This is a genomic window from Candidatus Arcticimaribacter forsetii (assembly GCF_910589745.1).
Classification (GTDB): Bacteria; Bacteroidota; Bacteroidia; order Flavobacteriales; family Flavobacteriaceae; genus Arcticimaribacter; species Arcticimaribacter forsetii.
On record NZ_OU342399.1, the window covers coordinates 1764323 to 1782500 of the forward strand.

15 protein-coding genes and 1 tRNA gene (1 of these 16 only partly in view) are annotated in these 18178 nt (G+C 34.9%); 9 read left to right on the forward strand and 7 right to left on the reverse strand.

Features of this window, described 5'->3' with window-relative positions:
- The first annotated feature begins 1 nt into the window (after position 1).
- From NG655_RS08140 to NG655_RS08150, 3 genes are all read left to right on the forward strand, one after another.
- Entirely contained in the window at positions 2-781 is a 780-nt protein-coding gene (locus tag NG655_RS08140) for a zinc ribbon domain-containing protein (protein ID WP_252158824.1), read from the forward strand.
- A 129-nt stretch (positions 782-910) separates the two neighbouring features.
- A complete protein-coding gene (locus NG655_RS08145) occupies positions 911-1306 on the forward strand; it encodes a DUF6249 domain-containing protein (protein WP_252158825.1) in 396 nt (131 codons plus the stop codon).
- A gap of 2 nt (positions 1307-1308) precedes the next feature.
- The gene (locus NG655_RS08150; RefSeq protein ID WP_252158826.1) at positions 1309-1536 is read left to right on the forward strand and encodes a helix-turn-helix transcriptional regulator; all 228 of its coding nucleotides are present in this window, start codon (positions 1309-1311) and stop codon (positions 1534-1536) included.
- Positions 1537-1592: 56 nt separating this feature from the next.
- On the opposite strand, the gene NG655_RS08155 is transcribed toward NG655_RS08150, so the two are convergent.
- The 7 genes from NG655_RS08155 to NG655_RS08185 all read right to left on the reverse strand — a co-directional run bounded on the left by NG655_RS08155 (position 1593) and on the right by NG655_RS08185 (position 7410).
- Positions 1593-1667: transfer RNA gene (locus NG655_RS08155), tRNA-Val, on the reverse strand.
- A gap of 48 nt (positions 1668-1715) precedes the next feature.
- Positions 1716-2930, reverse strand: coding sequence for a bifunctional folylpolyglutamate synthase/dihydrofolate synthase (locus NG655_RS08160; RefSeq protein ID WP_252158827.1), 1215 nt, complete (start codon positions 2928-2930; stop codon positions 1716-1718).
- A 2-nt stretch (positions 2931-2932) separates the two neighbouring features.
- Positions 2933-3784 (reverse strand): energy transducer TonB, encoded by an 852-nt coding sequence (locus NG655_RS08165; RefSeq protein WP_252158828.1) that lies wholly within the window; start codon positions 3782-3784, stop codon positions 2933-2935.
- A 9-nt stretch (positions 3785-3793) separates the two neighbouring features.
- Positions 3794-4189, reverse strand: a complete 396-nt coding sequence (locus NG655_RS08170) for an ExbD/TolR family protein (RefSeq protein WP_252158829.1) — start codon at positions 4187-4189, stop codon at positions 3794-3796.
- Positions 4189-4866, reverse strand: a complete 678-nt coding sequence (locus NG655_RS08175) for a MotA/TolQ/ExbB proton channel family protein (RefSeq protein WP_252158830.1) — start codon at positions 4864-4866, stop codon at positions 4189-4191. Before NG655_RS08175 ends, NG655_RS08170 begins: the two co-directional genes overlap by 1 nt.
- A gap of 59 nt (positions 4867-4925) precedes the next feature.
- Positions 4926-6254, reverse strand: a complete 1329-nt coding sequence (gene nhaD / locus NG655_RS08180) for a sodium:proton antiporter NhaD (protein WP_252158831.1) — start codon at positions 6252-6254, stop codon at positions 4926-4928.
- Positions 6255-6342: 88 nt separating this feature from the next.
- Positions 6343-7410: an anhydro-N-acetylmuramic acid kinase gene (locus NG655_RS08185; RefSeq protein WP_252158832.1), complete on the reverse strand. Its 1068-nt coding sequence runs from the start codon at positions 7408-7410 to the stop codon at positions 6343-6345.
- Positions 7411-7624: 214 nt separating this feature from the next.
- On the opposite strand from NG655_RS08185, the gene gltB reads away from it, so the two are divergent.
- The 6 genes from gltB to NG655_RS08215 all read left to right on the forward strand — a co-directional run.
- Positions 7625-12133, forward strand: a complete 4509-nt coding sequence (gene gltB, locus NG655_RS08190) for a glutamate synthase large subunit (RefSeq protein WP_252158833.1) — start codon at positions 7625-7627, stop codon at positions 12131-12133.
- Positions 12134-12136: 3 nt separating this feature from the next.
- The gene (locus NG655_RS08195; RefSeq protein WP_252158834.1) at positions 12137-13603 is read left to right on the forward strand and encodes a glutamate synthase subunit beta; all 1467 of its coding nucleotides are present in this window, start codon (positions 12137-12139) and stop codon (positions 13601-13603) included.
- A gap of 163 nt (positions 13604-13766) precedes the next feature.
- Positions 13767-15140 (forward strand): 30S ribosomal protein S6--L-glutamate ligase, encoded by a 1374-nt coding sequence (gene rimK, locus NG655_RS08200; protein WP_252158835.1) that lies wholly within the window; start codon positions 13767-13769, stop codon positions 15138-15140.
- Positions 15141-15150: 10 nt separating this feature from the next.
- Positions 15151-16098 (forward strand): MBL fold metallo-hydrolase, encoded by a 948-nt coding sequence (locus NG655_RS08205; protein ID WP_252158836.1) that lies wholly within the window; start codon positions 15151-15153, stop codon positions 16096-16098.
- Position 16099: 1 nt separating this feature from the next.
- Positions 16100-17320 (forward strand): BaiN/RdsA family NAD(P)/FAD-dependent oxidoreductase, encoded by a 1221-nt coding sequence (locus NG655_RS08210; RefSeq protein WP_252158837.1) that lies wholly within the window; start codon positions 16100-16102, stop codon positions 17318-17320.
- Between the two features lie 126 nt (positions 17321-17446).
- Positions 17447-18178 carry the 5' end (the start) of a chondroitinase-B domain-containing protein gene (locus NG655_RS08215; protein WP_252158838.1) on the forward strand. The gene runs 1587 nt beyond the window's last position, so 732 of the gene's 2319 nt are visible here — the first part of the coding sequence; its start codon is at positions 17447-17449; the stop codon falls past the right edge of the window.

Here is an 18178-nt window from a genome sequence, read left to right on the forward strand (position 1 = left end):
TATGGCAAAGAAAAACGAAATATCAGTAGAAGAAAAGTTAAGATCACTTTTTGACCTTCAAATTATAGACTCACGAATTGATGAAATTCGAAATGTACGCGGAGAACTTCCTTTAGAGGTTGAAGACCTTGAAAACGAAATTGCTGGGATGGATGACAAACTTCAAAACCTTACTGCTGAATTAGACGATTTTGATTTGGATATAAAAGAAAATAAAAATACCATCGAAAGCGCTAATGACCTAATCGCTAAGTACGCTGATAAACTTAAAAATGTCAGAAACAACAGAGAATACAACTCTATTGTTAAGGAAGAAGAATATCAGCAGTTAGAAATTCAATTAGCTGAGAAAAAAATAAAAGAATTAAAGGTTAAAATCGAGCAAAAGAAAGAAACCATTTCTGTTCTTAACGAGCAATTAGATGTTAAGAAAAATCACTTAACTGCGAAGAAGAATGAGCTAGATGAGATCATGCAGGAGACTGAAAAAGAAGAAACTCATTTATTGGCACAATCAGAAAAATTCGAAAGCAAAATAGACGAACGATTAATTACAGCATATAAAAGAATTAGAGGGAGTGTTAAAAATGGATTAGCAATTGTACCTATCGAAAGAGGTGCTTCTGGTGGATCATACTTTACTATTCCCCCTCAGGTTCAAATGGAAATAGCTTCGAGAAAGAAAATAATTACAGATGAATATAGTGGTCGAATCCTTGTTGATGCAGAATTAGCAGAAGAAGAATACACCAAAATTAATAAGATGATCAAAAACATCTAATCAGTCTTTCAAATAGATTATAAAGCCACCTCTTTGGGTGGCTTTTTTATTTTATAAAAATAAAACAATGTAACCTTTGCTTCTCATGAATGAAAATGTTAAGTTTGCGTTACATTAATAAAATAAATTATGGACCAAAATATCATCATACCCGTTTTGGGAATGTTAACCGGAATTATTATTCCACTAGGAGTATTTGTATGGCTCTACTTTGAAGGAAAAGGAAAAAGAGAAACTGTATTAGAAATATCAAAATACTTGGACGATCCTGCAAAACTAGAAGAACTCATTGGAATATTTGAGGAACGAAAAAAAGAACCTTTAGATTATCGCAGAAATGGTGTGATTACAATTTTTGTAGGAATTGGCTTGTATATTCTAGGATATATGGTAATTGGTATAATTCTGGAAGGAATTGGACTTTTGGTTTCAACCATCGGAATTGGTGTTTTAATCGCTGGATATCTATATCCAAATACTGGAAAAGAACTTACCAGTGCTGTAGAAGAATTTGAGAAAAAATAATTTTGGGAAAAAATCACGAAAAATTATTAAATAATCTAGAGGAATACCGGAAATCTGCTGGCTTAACTCAACAAGAATTATCTATATCTGCTGAAGTTTCTAGAAAAAGCATCAATGCCATAGAGAATGGTATTTATATTCCTTCTACAGTTTTAGCACTAAAAATTGCAAAAACAATTAATTGCAGAGTTGAAGACTTATTTCAATTACCAGCTGTGAGAAATACTTAAACTTCAGAGAAATTATGGAATAAAAAAACCTCACTTTTTAAGTGAGGTTTTTTTTGTGGGCGCTAAGGGATTCGAACCCCTGACCCCTTGGGTGTAAACCAAGTGCTCTGAACCAACTGAGCTAAGCGCCCTTGCGGGTGCAAATATAGAATAGTTTATCTTGTTTACAAAGACTTTTTTTAAAGAATTTCAGCAACCACAAAAGTACTTCCTCCTACATAAATAATATCGTCTTTTTCTGAGTTGTTACAAGCTGATTTATAGGCCTTATCGATTGTGTCAAATGAGGATACATTCAGTTTATTTTTTTCAGCCAATTGCATTACCATTGAAATTTTTTCAGCTCGACTTATATTTGGAGTACTTATATAGTAAATTGCTTCTTTTGGAAGTATATTGAATATGGAAGATAAATCCTTGTCTTTTACAAAGCCCAAAACAAAGTGTAGACGATTATATTTCATTTTTTCTATTTGATCAACAACATATCTGAAGCCTGATTCATTGTGAGTAACATCGGCTATTATTGTCGGAGATGTTTGTAATTGTTGCCAACGACCTTTTAAACCTGTATTGAAAATAACTTTTTGCAAACCTAATTCAATATGTTCTGTTGTGATCCCTTCGAGTTCCAAAACATCGAAAACTACTTTTGTTGTCTGAATGTTTTTAGATTGATACAGTCCAACTAAATCTGATTTGTACTTCTTCTGATGTAATTGGTCAGCCCAATAAATTGGAGCATTTAAAGTCTTTGATTTATTTTTGAATACAGATACTATTTCGTGTTGCGTTTCTCCAATAACCACCGGAATTCGTTTTTTTATAATACCAGCTTTCTCCTTCGCAATTGAACTAAGAGTATTCCCCAAAAACTGAGTATGATCAAACCCAATATTCGTTATTACAGAAAGTATGGGAGTAATTACATTAGTCGCATCTAACCTTCCGCCCAAACCAACCTCAACTACTGCAACATCGATATTCTGATCTTTAAAATACGTAAAAGACATTCCAACAGTTAACTCGAAAAAAGACAACTTAGCTTCAACAAAATAAGATTTATGTTTATTTATAAATTCAACAACATAACCCTCCTCAATAGCGATTCCGTTAATTCGGATTCGTTCGGTAAAATCTTTTAAATGAGGTGATGTATACAAACCAACCTTATAATTAGCTTCCATTAATACAGAAGTAATCATATGAGCCGTTGAACCTTTACCGTTTGTACCAGCTATATGAATTGACAAAAAATCTTGATGAGGATTGCCAAGATAATCAAGAAAACCTTCTATATTTTCTAACCCAGGTTTATAAGCACTACTTCCTTGTTTTTGATACGCAGGGAGCTGTTCATACAACCAATCCCTTACTTCTTCATAGGTGTCCAAAACTATTCTCCTATTTTAAATTTGACAACAACAAAACCAACTTGTTTTGTTGGGGCATTAGAATCAGCAAACCACTTGTGTAGATAGGCTGTTTTCTTCGCTGGCTCTAACAAACAAGGGTGTGAATTTGTAGTCCCCTTGACTCCTGGTTCTGCAGAAATCACAGTACCAGATTTATCCACCGTTATACGAACCACAACAACACCTTCTTGATTACATTGTTGCGTGACGGAACCTTGGTTTTGTAAGCTTCTTCCATTTAGACCAAAACCATTTCCTTTGCCACCAAGACCAGCTGATCCATAATAACTACTAGCATATGGATTCCCTTCTTCCATACCTTTATCGCCTGGAACATCATCATCTCCTTCCCCTTCTTTTGAATCTCCCTTTTGGTTTTTATTATTTAGAAGGTTGCTTAAAATATTTTTTGTTGAATTTGAAACAGTAGGTTTAGGAGGCGATACTTTTTTTGCTTCCTCAACTTTTTTGTTTTTATTATGCTCCGAAGTATTTTCCGATGATTTAAGCACTTCCTTTTTGGGAGTTATAGGAACTGAATTATCTTTTTGAGTTAAAACTTCTGAAACATTGGTCTCACTAACTTCAGGGGACTTAAAAGAACTTTTAATTTGTTCCTGTTGTATTTCTTGCTCTACGGGTCTTGGTGGCGTTTTAGGTTGAGTTGTTCCTTTTCCTTGAGTCGCCATTCCAAAATTAACTTCCATACCATACGATATAGGAGGGTCAAAATATGAAAGTCCAATCCAAGAAAACACAAGCAATAGCAACAATGCAATTATGCTAGTTAACATTGCTGACTTCTTTTTATGTGGTGTATCAAGAAAACCCATAAGTCTAGTTTATTTTGAGTCTACTGCTAGGACAACTTTGATCGAGTTTTGGTTTGCAATACTCATTACATATACCACCTCTTCAATGGATACATCTTTCTCTGCTCTTAATATTATAACACGAGAATCTGACGTCCCTAAAACATTTAACAACTGTGTTTCTAAACTACTTTTTGAAACCGATTTTTCATCAATATAAAATCGATTTTTTTTATTGATCGATACTGTTATTGAACTTCTATTTTCTGTTTTGCCTTTAGCTTGTGGCAATTTAACCTCAATTGTATCTAGCTGTTTAGATAATGTAGAAGCAATCATGAAAAAAATAAGCAACAAGAATACAATGTCCGTCATGGAGGACATATTGAATTCTGGTGTTATTTTATTTCTCCCCTTCAGATTCATCAGGCTGCTGGTTCATTAAGTAAATCTAAAAACTCGAAAGAAATTGCTTCCATTTGATAAACAACCTTAGATGTTTTTGCCACTAAATGATTGAAGGTTATGTAACCCACAATACCCACAATAAGACCTGCTACTGTAGTCGTCATTGCAGTATATAAACCATCTGACAATAGTTTCATATCTATATTTCCACCTGCATTTGAAATTTCAAAAATTGAAAGAATCATTCCAATTACTGTTCCTAAAAAACCTAACATTGGAGCTGCTCCTGCTATGGTGGCGAGAACACTTACATTTTTCTCAAGTTTATAAACCTCTAATCTACCCGCATTTTCAATTGTAGTATTTATATCTTCTAAGGGCTTCCCTATTCGAGAAATTCCTTTAGCTATTAATCTTGCAACTGGCACATCTTCTTTAACACACAGTGCTTGTGCAGTTTCCATTTTACCCTGTGAAATAGAATTCCTAATCTGATCCATAAAATTAGCATCAATTTTTAGGGCAGACCGAATTGCAAACCAACGTTCAAAATAAATATAAAGGGCTACAATAAGAAGTAAAAAAAGCAAGCCTATAATCAATTGGCCTCCAACTCCTCCGTTCTTAATCAATTCGATTAAAGAAAGTGTTTTCTCAGTTCTTAATGCTTCTGGTGCTTGAATAAAAAAAGACATAATCATTAGAATATATAGGTTTTAATTAAAGAACGAAAAAGCCGACGTTAAAGTATAATCTAGGCGATAAATTCACGTAATAACATGAACGTAATAGATCCAGAGATAAATCCAATTAAAGCCAACCACGATATTTTTTTGAAGTACCAGAAGAAATCAATTTTCTCCATACCCATTGCAACTACTCCCGCTGCAGAACCAATAATCAGCATACTCCCTCCTGTTCCAGCAGAAAAAGCAATGAAATGCCAAAGAGGACTATCGGTAGGTTCTGAGAACATTCCTATACTCGCAGCAACCAACGGAACATTATCTATAACTGCAGACCCAAAACCAAGTAACATGATCACAATATCGGTATTTGGAATTGTAGTGTTTAATGTCTCTGCAAAAGCAAATAACATCCCTAATGATTCAAGAGCAGCTACTGCCAGAAGTATTCCAAGGAAAAATAATATACTTGGAAGTTCTATTTTAGAAAGCGACTTATGAACAGGACTATGATGAGAAGCAGAATCACTTTCTGCATCAATTGAAGTTATGTTAATTTTTGCTGCACTAAAAATTTCTGCAAAAGTGGAAACGATTGCCAGAGAAAACATCATACCTACATAAGGTGGTAAATGTGTTATTGTTTTAAATACAGGAACAAATACGATAGCTGTAAGACCTAAATATAGCATTGTAGATCCGTATTTATGAATTGTTTCTGTGTCTTCAGATTCATCGATTTCAATCTCTCCTTTGAAAGCAGGTAACATAGAAGCAACCAATACAGGAACTATTACACAAACTAAAGAAGGAATCAATAAGAATTTAATCAAATTAAGCGTGGTTACTTTATCAGCAATCCAAAGCATCGTAGTGGTTACGTCACCAATAGGTGACCAAGCTCCACCAGCATTTGCAGCAATTATAATCAAACCTGCAAACCACAATCTTGTATCTCGATCAGATATTACCTTTTGAAGGATAGTAATTAATACGATTGTAGCGGTTAGATTATCAATGATTGCAGAAAGAATAAACGCCAGAGTTGCAAAAATCCAGAGTAAAGATTTTTTGGATTTAGTTTTGATAAACGATTTAATCGTAGAGAAACCATTGAAATAATCAATAATTTCGACAATGGTCATAGCCCCTAGCAAGAAAATTATAATTTCAGCTGTCTTACCTAAATGATGCAATAAAATTTCATCAATGTGGGTAGGAACTAATTTCTTTAAAGCAGTATCTACTTCAAATACGGGTAAGTGATTTAATGCGATTAGAGCCCACAAAATAGCCATCATTGCTAAAGCGGGTATTAATTTATCTACTTTAAGTGAGTGTTCTAATGTAATAGCTAAATAACCTAAAACAAAAATAGATACTAATACAATTTCCATATAACATAATTTAATATCTTCTAAAATTAAAAGACAACTGATTTATTTTGCTGACTAAAATATAAATTTAATCTCAAACAGAAGCTTATTATTTTTTTAAAATAACACCTGTGGAATGATTGTGTTTTGAGCCAGTAACACTTGCAAAGCAATTATCTTGATTAAGATATTTCAAAAGACCTAAAAATCCGAATATCAAAGCTTCTTTAAAATCAATCAAATCAATACTTGGAATGACTATTTCAGCTGAACTTTTTTCATCGATCAATTCAATTAAAAAAGTATTATGAGTACCTCCTCCACTAAATAAAACCTTTCCTTGTTTTGGTAAAACTCTCGAGATTTGATCCGCTAAATGTACGCAATACGTGTGCATCAAATCAGGAAGATACTCCTCTTTAAATTCTTCAAAAACAGACTCCAAATTATCCGTTATCCACTCTACACCTAATGATTTTGGTGGCTTTTGATCGTAGTAAGAAAGTGCGTTAAGTTTTAAAAGAAATTCTGGAATGACAAAACCCTCTGAAGCAATCTTACCACCTGAATCATAGGGTAAGTTTAAAGCGACTGAAAAGCGATTTAAAACCAAGTTAGCTGCAGCAATATCAAATGCAACAGGCGTTTCGCCATCCAACAAACTTATATTTGCAAATCCACCAAGATTCACGCAGGCAACATACTCTTTAAATAAATAAAATTCACCCCCGGGAACCAAGGGAGCTCCTTGCCCTCCTAAAGACACATCCTGGACCCTAAAATCACAGACAACAGTATGATTGACAATATCCGAGAGTTCTTTTTTATTACCCATCTGATACGTAATTCCTTTATCTGGCTCATGAAATACTGTATGCCCGTGCGAGCAAACTAAATCAATTGAATACTTGGAATTAGATTCAATAAATTCTCGAATTTTGTTCCCTAAAAAGCTAGTATATTCGGAATCTAAAGTTTCCAATTCAATTTTGCTTTTGTATCGAGCTTGAGCTAAACGGGCTCTCCAGTCTGTCGAATAATCTTCTGTATTTGAGGAAATAAAATCGTATCGCCATTGGTTATCCTTAAACTTGAACTCCACTAAAGATAAATCAATACCGTCTAATGAGGTTCCAGACATAACACCAACTACAAAAAAAGACTGATTTTTCGGCATAATTGTAAGATTTGGCTAAAAAATTTAAATAAAACTAAAAAGTCAATTCGAAAGTATTTGAATTAATCCTAAAAATAAGTGAATTATTTAATGATTTCTAAAAATATAGGGTAAGAAAATAAATTCTTTTCAACTCGTACAACATTTGACTTATTAGATAGCTTAAAAAGTACTGAAAACCATTATTTTTGGTACACCAAAAAAACAAACGATTATGTTACCAGAAAAACAAGGACTCTATTCCCCTGATTATGAGCACGACAACTGCGGTGCCGGATTTATTTGCAGTTTAGAAGGAAAAAAAACCAATGATATCATTGGTAAAGCTTTAGACATTCTTGTAAAACTAGAACATAGAGGCGCTGTAAGTTCTGATGGAAAAACAGGTGATGGAGCTGGGATTTTAATTGAAATTCCACATGAATTTATGGTGAAAAACTGCTCCTTCAGCCTTCCTGAAGCGAATCAATATGCAGTTGGAATGACTTTTCTTCCACAAAAAGACAACCAACGTGAGTTTTGTGTCCGAGTTTTTGAAGAAGAAATAAAAAAACAAGGTTTATCTATTTTAGGATGGAGACAAGTTCCAGTAAACAGATCTGTTGTTGGTAGAATTGCTCAACAAACTGAACCTTATGTCGCTCAAGTTTTCGTTGGTAAAGGGGATAATGAACTTACCGACCATGAGTTCAATGTTAAATTATTCATTGCAAGAAAAATTACTGAGCATAAAATAATTGCTTCTAAACTTTCACAAAGCAAATATTTTTACTTCCCAAGTCTCTCAACGCATACACTTATTTATAAAGGACTTCTAGTTCCTGAAGATATTGAAGCTTATTACTTAGATTTATCTGACCCACTTGTAATTACTCGTTTGGCTTTGGTACACCAACGTTTTTCTACAAACACATTCCCAACTTGGGATTTAGCACAACCGTTTAGATATATGTGTCACAATGGTGAAATAAACACTTTTAGAGGAAACTCAAGTCGTATGCAAATGCGTGAAGAGTTATTTAAAAGTGATTTAATTGGTGATGATATTAAGGAAATACTTCCTGTTATACTTAAAGGCAAATCAGATTCATCTTCTATGGACATGGTTGTTGAACTACTTCTAGCTACTGGAAGATCTTTACCAGAGGTAATGATGATGATGGTTCCAGAAGCATGGGAAAAACATAAGGCAATGGATCCTTTAAAGAAAGCGTTCTACCAATACAACTCTTGTATTATGGAACCTTGGGATGGTCCAGCTTCAATCCCATTTACAGACGGAAAATATATTGGAGCACTCCTAGACCGAAATGGTTTAAGACCTTCTCGATATACGGTCACAAAAGACGGGTATGTTGTAATGTCTTCTGAAGCAGGTGTTTTAGATATTGAACCTGCTAACGTTGTTAAGCATGGTCGTTTAGAGCCAGGAAGAATGTTCCTTGTTAATATGGACGAAGGTCGTATTATTGAAGACGAAGAAATTAAAACTAAAGTTGTTTCTGAACGTCCCTATCAAGAATGGCTTGATAAAAACCTCTTAAAACTATCAGAAGTTCCTTACACAGGAAACCATGTAACTGTTGAACCTGAAAACTACGATACCCGTTTAAGAATTTTTGGATACACTCAGGAAGACTTCAAAACCTTAATACTTCCAATGAGTGTTCAAGGAAAAGAAGCAATTGGATCTATGGGAACGGATACTCCTTTAGCGGTTTTATCTGATCGCCCTCAGTTACTATACAACTACTTCAAGCAACTTTTCGCTCAAGTTACTAATCCCCCTTTAGACGGTATCAGAGAAGAGATTGTAACCGATACTTCTTTATCTATTGGTAGCGACATTAATCTTTTTGAGGTAACTGAAGACCATGCAAAAAAACTAAGCATTCAAAACCCTGTAATCTCAAATGAAGATTTAGATAAAATCAAATACATAGAGCATGCAGATTATAAAACTGTTTCAATATCGACTCTTTATCCAATTGAGAAAGGAGTTAATGGTTTAGAAAATGCTTTAGACAATATAATTTTAGAAATAGAAAAAGGAATTGACAACGGCGCTAATATTGTAATATTATCCGATCGAGGTGTATCTAACAGTATGGCTCCGATTCCTATTTTATTAGCTTGTGCTCATACACACAATTCTTTTAAACGTCTTCAAAAAAGATCAAAATTTGGAATTGTAATTGAATCAGCTGAACCTCGTGAACCACATCACTTTTCTTGTTTATTTGGATATGGAGCTAGTGCCATAAATCCTTATATGGTGAACGAAATCATTGAAGAGCAAGTTGAAGTAGGTAACATAAAAGGAGTTTCTTCTGAAGTAGCAATCGAAAACTTCAACAAGGCTATAGCAACTGGTATTGTTAAGGTTATGAACAAGATTGGAATCTCTACTCTTAATTCTTACCGTGGATCACAAATATTTGAAGCTTTAGGATTAAGCGAATTATTAGTTGAAAAATTCTTCTGTAATACAGCGACCAGAATTGAAGGTATTGGTCTCTATGAAATTGAAAAAGAAATCTCTCGCCGACACAAAAAAGCATTCAATGTTGAAGGATTATCTGGCTTAGATTTAGAAATAGGTGGAGAATATCGCTGGAGAAGAAATGGAGAAGCTCATATGCTTAACCCAACTACAATAGCAAAACTTCAGCAAGCTGTTAACCAAAACAATTTCGAAAGTTACGATGTTTACTCTAAAATGGTAAACGAGCAAACTGAAAAACTAATGACCATTAGAGGACTTTTCGAATTTTCTAGCTTTGACCCTATCCCACTTGACGAGGTAGAGCCCTGGACAGAAATCGTTAAAAGATTCAAAACAGGAGCTATGTCTCTTGGGTCTATTAGTGCAGAGGCTCACGAAAATCTTGCAATTGCAATGAATCGTATTGGAGGAAAAAGTAATTCTGGTGAAGGGGGTGAAGATCCTCAAAGATTTCAACCAGACAATAATGGTAATTGGAGAAACAGTGCCATAAAACAAGTTGCCTCAGGACGTTTTGGAGTTACAAGCCACTACTTAAGTTCAGCTAAAGAAATACAAATTAAAATGGCTCAGGGTGCTAAGCCTGGTGAAGGGGGTCAACTTCCTGGTCCAAAAGTAAATCCTTACATAGCATCTGTAAGAAACTCTACACCTTATGTAGGATTAATATCTCCTCCACCCCATCACGATATTTATTCAATTGAAGATTTAGCACAATTAATCTTTGATCTAAAAAATGCAAATAGAGAAGCTAGAATTAATGTAAAATTAGTTTCAGAAGTTGGGGTAGGAACTATTGCTGCGGGTGTTGCGAAAGCAAAAGCTGATGTAATTTTAGTTTCTGGTTTCGACGGGGGAACCGGAGCTTCACCTCTTACATCCTTAAAACATGCTGGTTTACCTTGGGAACTTGGAATTGCTGAAGCTCAACAAACTTTAGTCATGAATGACCTTCGTAACCGTATTGTTTTAGAATGTGACGGTCAAATGAAAACAGGTCGTGATGTAGCAATCGCATGTCTTTTAGGAGCAGAAGAATTTGGATTCTCAACGGCTCCACTTATTGCATCTGGTTGTATCATGATGCGTGCCTGTCACCTAAATACGTGTCCTGTTGGAATTGCAACCCAAGACCCTGAATTAAGAAAGAACTTTAAAGGAAAACCCGAACACGTTATAAACTTCATGTACTTTGTTGCTGAGGAATTAAGACAAATAATGGCGCAACTTGGGTTTAGAACAATCAAAGAAATGGTTGGACAATCGCAAAAAATCAATATGAAAAAAGCGGTTGATCATTACAAAGCTCAAGGGATTAATCTATCGAAAATTCTTTACAAACCAGAAGTAGGATCACTCGTTAAACTCCACAATACACAAAAACAAGATCACGGTCTTGAAAATGTAATTGACTTCAAAATAATCGAAGCGGCTCACCCTGCTATATACAGAAAAGAAGAACAACATTTGGAGTTCCCTATTTGTAATACAGACAGAACCGTTGGAGCAATTTTAAGTAATGAAATTTCAAAAATGCATGGAGCTCCTGGTTTACCAGAAGATACCTTAAGTCTTAAATTCAATGGAACAGCTGGTCAAAGTTTTGGAGCATTTGCTGCAAAAGGATTATTCATGAAAGTATCGGGAACTTGTAATGATTACTTTGGAAAAGGACTTTCTGGAGCTAAATTAATTGCACAGGTACCTGAAGAAGCTACTTTTAAAGCTGATGAAAATATTATTGTTGGAAACGTTGCGCTTTATGGAGCGGTTACCGGAGAAGCTTATATCAATGGAATTGCTGGGGAGCGATTCTGTGTTAGAAACTCAGGAGCCACCGCAGTTGTTGAAGGAATTGGTGATCACGGTTGTGAATATATGACTGGAGGTATTGCATTAATTCTTGGAGAAACAGGACGTAATTTTGCTGCTGGAATGAGTGGTGGAATTGCTTACCTATACAGTCCAGATGGAACATTTGATGAGAAAAAATTTAACCTTGAAATGGTTGAATTAGAAGATTTAACAGATCAAGACAAAGAAACTGTTCAAGGTTTACTTCAAAACCATAACGATTACACAAACAGTTCTAAAGCAGCAAACATATTAAAGGATTGGCCAGATAGTTCTAAGAACTTTATTAAAGTAATGCCAACGGATTACAAAAATGCACTGGCAATGCTTGCAGCTGAAGAAGAAAATAAATTAAACGCTTAAGCCATGGGAAAATTAAGAGGATTTTTGGAATACGATAGGATTAAAGAAGAAGTAATTGATCCTAAGAAACGAATTGATAATTATAATGAATTTACCGTTGCACCTTCTAATGAAGCACTTCAAGAACAAGGTGGACGTTGCATGGACTGCGGTGTACCTTTTTGTCATAGTGGGTGTCCCCTTGGGAATTTAATTCCTGACTTTAACGATGCTGTTTACAAAAATCAGTGGGAAAAAGCATTACACATACTACAAGCAACAAATAATTTTCCGGAATTTACTGGACGTTTATGTCCAGCTCCTTGTGAAGAAGCCTGTGTATTAGGGATTACGAATCCTCCTGTGTCCATTGAATTGATAGAGAAATATATCGTAGAAAGAGGTTTTGCAGAAGGATGGATTAAACCACAACCTCCTACAGAACGAACTGGAAAAACAATTGCGGTTGTCGGTTCTGGGCCTGCAGGTCTTGCAGCTGCTCAGCAATTAAATAGAGCGGGTCATACGGTAACTGTTTTTGAAAGAGACAATAAAGTGGGTGGTTTATTACGTTATGGTATTCCTGATTTTAAAATGGAAAAAAATGTAATCGACAGACGTCTTGAGATTCTTGAGGCAGAAGGAATTATATTCAAGTGTAATATTGAAATAGGAAAAGATATCAGTGCAGAAGCATTAGAATCAGATTTTGATGTTATTCTTTTAGCGGCGGGTGCAACCATCAAACGAAATCTTCCAATTCCTGGGTCGGAATTAATAGGTGTTGTTCAAGCAATGGACTTTTTACCGCACAACAACAAAGCTGTTGATGGTCAGTTAGAACGCGAAGCTCAATACTTAGCTACAGATCGTGATGTAATTGTAATTGGTGGTGGTGATACAGGATCAGATTGTATTGGAACCTCTAACCGTCAGGGAGCGAAAAGTGTTACAAACTTTGAAATTATGCCGAAACCAGCAGATGGCAGAACTGAAGAAAATCCATGGCCTTACTGGCCATTTAAACTAAAAACCAGCTCTTCGCATGAAGAAGGTAGTCATAGAGAATGGAGTATTCTTACCAAAGAATTTGTTGGTGATGCTGATGGGAATGTAGTAGGTTTAAAAACAGTTCAAGTACGTTGGAAAAAAGTGCCTGGAGATCGTCCGCAACTAATCGAAAAAGAAGGTTCTGAAAAGGAATGGCCTTGTGATATGGCTTTGTTAGCCTTAGGATTTACGGGGCCAGAAAAAACCTTACCAGAACAATTAGGGGTAACCTTCGATGAACGTGGAAATGTTAAGGGTATTAAACAATACCAAACAAACAAATCAAATATATTTGCAGCGGGTGATGTTCGTAGAGGACAATCTTTAATTGTTTGGGCAATCTCGGAAGGAAGAGAAGCAGCTCATCAAATTGACACCTACCTAATGGGGACTTCAACTCTTCCTAAAAAGGAAGCTTCAGGTGACTTGGTTTCTGCATAAAAAAATTTAGCACTTAGTCATAAAACCCTTGCTTTGCGAGGGTTTTTTTTTGATTATAAAATTCATCATTATTCAATGAAAATCGAAAAATAGAGTACATTTGAGTAGTAAATAATTAGGTACTAAAAATAAAAAACGATTCATACATTAAATTCTCAAAGAAATGAGTTTAAATAAAATAATAGTAGGGAGTGAAGAATGGTGTGGACTACCTCAATTAAATATCCCAGCGATTAAAGCTCGCGTAGATTCTGGTGCAAAAACATCTGCACTTCATGCTGTAAATATTATCCCCTTTAAAAAAGATGGTGATCCCTGGGTACGGTATGAAGTACATCCTTTGCAAAATGATGGAAAAACAAGTATTCATTGTGAATCTCCGGTAATTGACAAAAGAAAAGTAAAAAGTTCTAGTGGTTTATCAGAATTGCGCTATGTCATAAAGTCCATTATCTCAATCGCAGAAAGTACTTGGGAAATTGACCTAACTCTGACCAATAGAGATTCTATGGGTTATAGAATGCTTCTCGGAAGACAAGCAATGGCTGGAAAAATGTTGGTCGATCCCGAAGCATCTTTTCAATTAGGTAAATTAACCCCTACCTTGATTGAAAACTACTATCATATACACATTAAAAAATATTCTGGGCTCAAGATTGGATTACTTGCAAGCAATCCTAATCTATATAGCAACAGACGAATTATTGAAGCAGGAGAAGAACACGGGCACAAAATGGAGTTCTTGAATATAAAAGATTGTTATATTAAACTTGATGGTGAAAATCCTGAAATGCACTATCGAGGAGGACGCATTCTTAAAGATTTTGATGTAATTATTCCACGGATCCGTCCAAGCATGACCTTTTATGGCTGTGCACTAACAAGGCACTTTGAAGCATTAGGCGTTTATACCCAAAACAATGCAGATTCTATAGCCCAATCTAGGGATAAACTTTATTCGCTTCAACTTTTAATTAATAGTGGATTACCAATACCAACAACAGGATTTGCAAATTCTCCTTTAGACACTGATGATCTAATTCAAATGGTAGGAGGAGCTCCTCTCATTGTAAAACTTTTAGAAGGAACACAAGGAAAAGGAGTTGTTTTAGCAGAAACCAAAAAAGCGGCAGAAAGCTTAATAAATGCTTTTAAAAGCTTAAGAGCTAACATATTAGTCCAAGAATTTATCAAAGAAGCCGATGGTAAAGACATTCGTTGTTTTGTAGTTAATGGAAAAGTAGTGGAAAGTATAATGCGAACCGCTGCACCAGGTGAATTCAGAGCAAATATTCATTTAGGCGGAACAGCACAAAAAATAAAAATAACTCCAACGGAACGAAAAATAGCAATTTTAGCTGCTAAAACATTAAATCTAAAGGTTGCTGGCGTCGATATAATTAGAGGAAAAAACAGCCCATTATTGCTAGAAGTTAATTCATCTCCTGGTTTGGAAGGAATCGAGGGTGTTTCAACTAAAGACATTGCTGGCACTATGATTGAAGCTATTGAAAAAGATTTGAAATTCAGGAAATAAAAAATAAAAAATGCGTTTTTGGATTTTAAATTTTATTATTTGTTTGACTACAATTCCGAATTTTGCGCAAAACAAAAATGAAACTCCTGTTTCTCAAGCTTCTCTGATTATTTTAGGGACTAGTCAAGATGCCGGCAGTCCTCAAATCAATTGCACAAAAAGTTGTTGTCGAGCTATTTTTGAAGGTAAACAAAAACCGGAAAGAGTAGTTTCTCTGGGTGTTATAGACCCTATAAACAAGAAACAATATTTATTCGAAGCCACTCCAGACATAACTTTTCAATTAAAAAATCTAAAAAACTATACCCCTGCTGCTGTAAATGAAATTCCCTCAGGGATTTTTATTACCCATGCTCACATAGGACATTATACTGGACTAATGTATCTAGGGAAAGAAGTTATGAATGCTGATCAAGTTCCGGTGTATGTATCTTCTAGAATGAAAAAGTTTCTTGAAACTAACGGCCCCTGGAGTCAGCTCGTTTCAAATAAGAACATCGATATAAAATTAATGAACCTAGAGGAGCCGATACAGTTAAACTCTGAATTAACAGTTACCCCATTCATGGTACCTCACCGCGATGAATTTTCTGAAACCGTAGGGTACAAAATTAGTGGACCACAAAAAAGTGCACTTTTTATTCCAGATATCGATAAATGGGAAAAATGGGAGAAATCAATTCTTGAGGAAATCAAAAAAGTTGACTTTGCTTTCATTGATGCAACTTTTTTTAGTGGTAAAGAAATACAAGCTAGAGACATTTCTGAAATTCCTCATCCATTCGTGATCGAGAGTATTGAAATGTTTATAAATCTTTCAACCAAAGAAAAAAGTAAAATTCACTTCATTCATATGAATCATACAAACCCATTATTAAAACCGGAAAGTAAAGAATCGAAACAAATAAAAAAATTAGGTTTCAATATTGCACGAACTGGAACTAGATTTACACTGTAGTATGACAAATAAAAAGGTTGCGGTTATTGGGGGTGGAGCAGCAGGTTTTTTTGCAGCATTATCTGTTAAAGAGCATCACCCAAATCATGAAGTACTCTTATTTGAAAAAACATCTAAAGTACTTTCTAAAGTAAAAGTTTCTGGAGGAGGACGATGTAATGTAACAAATAGCTGTTCAGACATCCCTGTTCTTTGTGATGCCTATCCAAGAGGAGGAAAAAAACTCCGTTCCTTATTTCACCAATTTAACACCACAGATACCGTTAAGTGGTTTGAAAATAAAGGAGTCGCTTTAAAAACAGAAAAGGATGGACGAATATTTCCAGTATCTAATAATTCGCAGACTATAATTGATTGCCTAGTATCAGAAATGGTCGGACTCAACGTAAATCTTAAACTAGGGCAGAATATAGAAAAAATTGAAACAGAAGGAGAACAATGGAATTTATTCTTTAAAGATATGCCTTCTCTTCTATTCGACTCCGTAATAATTGCAACAGGTGGGAGTCCTAAATTAAAAGGATTTGACTGGCTCCATAAACTCGGTCATACAATTATTGAACCCTTGCCTTCTTTGTTCACTTTTAATATGCCTAAAGAGCCTATTAAAGAACTTATGGGAGTAGTTGTAGAACAAGCAAGAGTAAAAATAAAAGATACAAAAATTCAAACTGAAGGGCCTCTTTTAATAACCCATTGGGGCATGAGTGGTCCTGCAATACTCAAAGCCTCTGCTTTTGGAGCGAGAGAACTCAGTCAGAGAAATTATAAATTTGAAATCCTAATAAATTGGGTTGACGAAACAAATACTGAATTTCTTTTTGAAGAACTTCAAAAATTCAGTCAAGAGAATCCACAAAAGAGAATCGGTAACCTAAAACCCTTTCTAATACCGAATAGATTATGGGAGTTTTTATTAGAAAAAATTAAAATCCCAACCGACAGAAAATGGAATGAAGTTGGAAAAAAGAAATTTAGACAGTTGAGTACTCTTTTAACACAAGATCAATATTCAGTATCTGGAAAAACAACATTCAAAGAAGAATTTGTAACCTGTGGCGGTATTTCTTTGAATGAAATAAATTTAAAAACCATGCAAAGTAAACTACACTCAAACTTATACTTTGCAGGAGAAATAATCGATGTAGATGCAATTACTGGAGGATATAATTTTCAAGCTGCTTGGAGCGGAGGATTTGTGGCTGGGAAGCTTGATCATTAATTTAATAATTAAGATATAGTTAAAAATACCCCATAAGGTTATTCTAACTAAAGCTTCTTTATTTAAAATTGGATAAGCCATTTATTATAGCTAAGTTTATCAAAACAAAACTGGTAAACCAATTTTATGAAATCATACTTATTAAATACGCTAAAGGTAACGTTAAGCATGAGCTTACTTGCTTTTTTTTCTAGCTGTACTGTAACTCCTTACACCAATGAAATTTTAGTTTCAAATGCAGAAGAACTAAACAATGCAATCAGCAAAGCAACTCCTGGGACGGACATTATAATGAAGAATGGAGAATGGACCGATATTCAGATTAAATTTTCTGGAGCGGGAACAGATAAAAATCCAATCCGATTGAGAGCAGAAACTTCAGGGTCGGTAATCGTGAATGGATTATCCGATTTAAAATTAGGAGGCTCACACCTAATTGTAGAAGGTTTGCATTTTAAAAACGGTCAAAGTCCTTCAAGAGCAGTAATTGCTTTTAAAATCGATGACGACAACCTAGCTTTTCATAGCCGAGTAACCAATTGTGTCATTGATGGTTTTAATAAATCTCAAAGAAATCAAACCGACTTATGGGTACAAATGCATGGTCGCCATAACCAATTAGATCATTCATACTTGACGGGTAAATCTAATAGAGGACCCACAGTTCGAGTAGATTTAGAAGGAAATCAAAGCATTAAAAATTATCATAAAATAACGAACAACCACTTTGGACCACGTCCACCAAAAGGAGGTCCGAGTGCTGAAACTATTCAAATCGGTAATAGTTATACTTCAATGGCACCAAGTTATACTTTAGTCGCTGACAACTATTTTGAACGTTGTAATGGTGAAGTAGAA

Coding starts and splice junctions, on each gene's coding strand:
- NG655_RS08140 (WP_252158824.1), top strand. CDS start 2: ATGGCAAAGAAAAACGAAATATCAGTAGAAGAAAAGTTAAGATCACTT.
- NG655_RS08145 (WP_252158825.1), top strand. CDS start 911: ATGGACCAAAATATCATCATACCCGTTTTGGGAATGTTAACCGGAATT.
- NG655_RS08165 (WP_252158828.1), bottom strand. CDS start 3,784: ATGGGTTTTCTTGATACACCACATAAAAAGAAGTCAGCAATGTTAACT.
- NG655_RS08170 (WP_252158829.1), bottom strand. CDS start 4,189: ATGAATCTGAAGGGGAGAAATAAAATAACACCAGAATTCAATATGTCC.
- NG655_RS08175 (WP_252158830.1), bottom strand. CDS start 4,866: ATGTCTTTTTTTATTCAAGCACCAGAAGCATTAAGAACTGAGAAAACA.
- nhaD (WP_252158831.1), bottom strand. CDS start 6,254: ATGGAAATTGTATTAGTATCTATTTTTGTTTTAGGTTATTTAGCTATT.
- NG655_RS08185 (WP_252158832.1), bottom strand. CDS start 7,410: ATGCCGAAAAATCAGTCTTTTTTTGTAGTTGGTGTTATGTCTGGAACC.
- gltB (WP_252158833.1), top strand. CDS start 7,625: ATGTTACCAGAAAAACAAGGACTCTATTCCCCTGATTATGAGCACGAC.
- NG655_RS08195 (WP_252158834.1), top strand. CDS start 12,137: ATGGGAAAATTAAGAGGATTTTTGGAATACGATAGGATTAAAGAAGAA.
- rimK (WP_252158835.1), top strand. CDS start 13,767: ATGAGTTTAAATAAAATAATAGTAGGGAGTGAAGAATGGTGTGGACTA.
- NG655_RS08205 (WP_252158836.1), top strand. CDS start 15,151: ATGCGTTTTTGGATTTTAAATTTTATTATTTGTTTGACTACAATTCCG.
- NG655_RS08210 (WP_252158837.1), top strand. CDS start 16,100: ATGACAAATAAAAAGGTTGCGGTTATTGGGGGTGGAGCAGCAGGTTTT.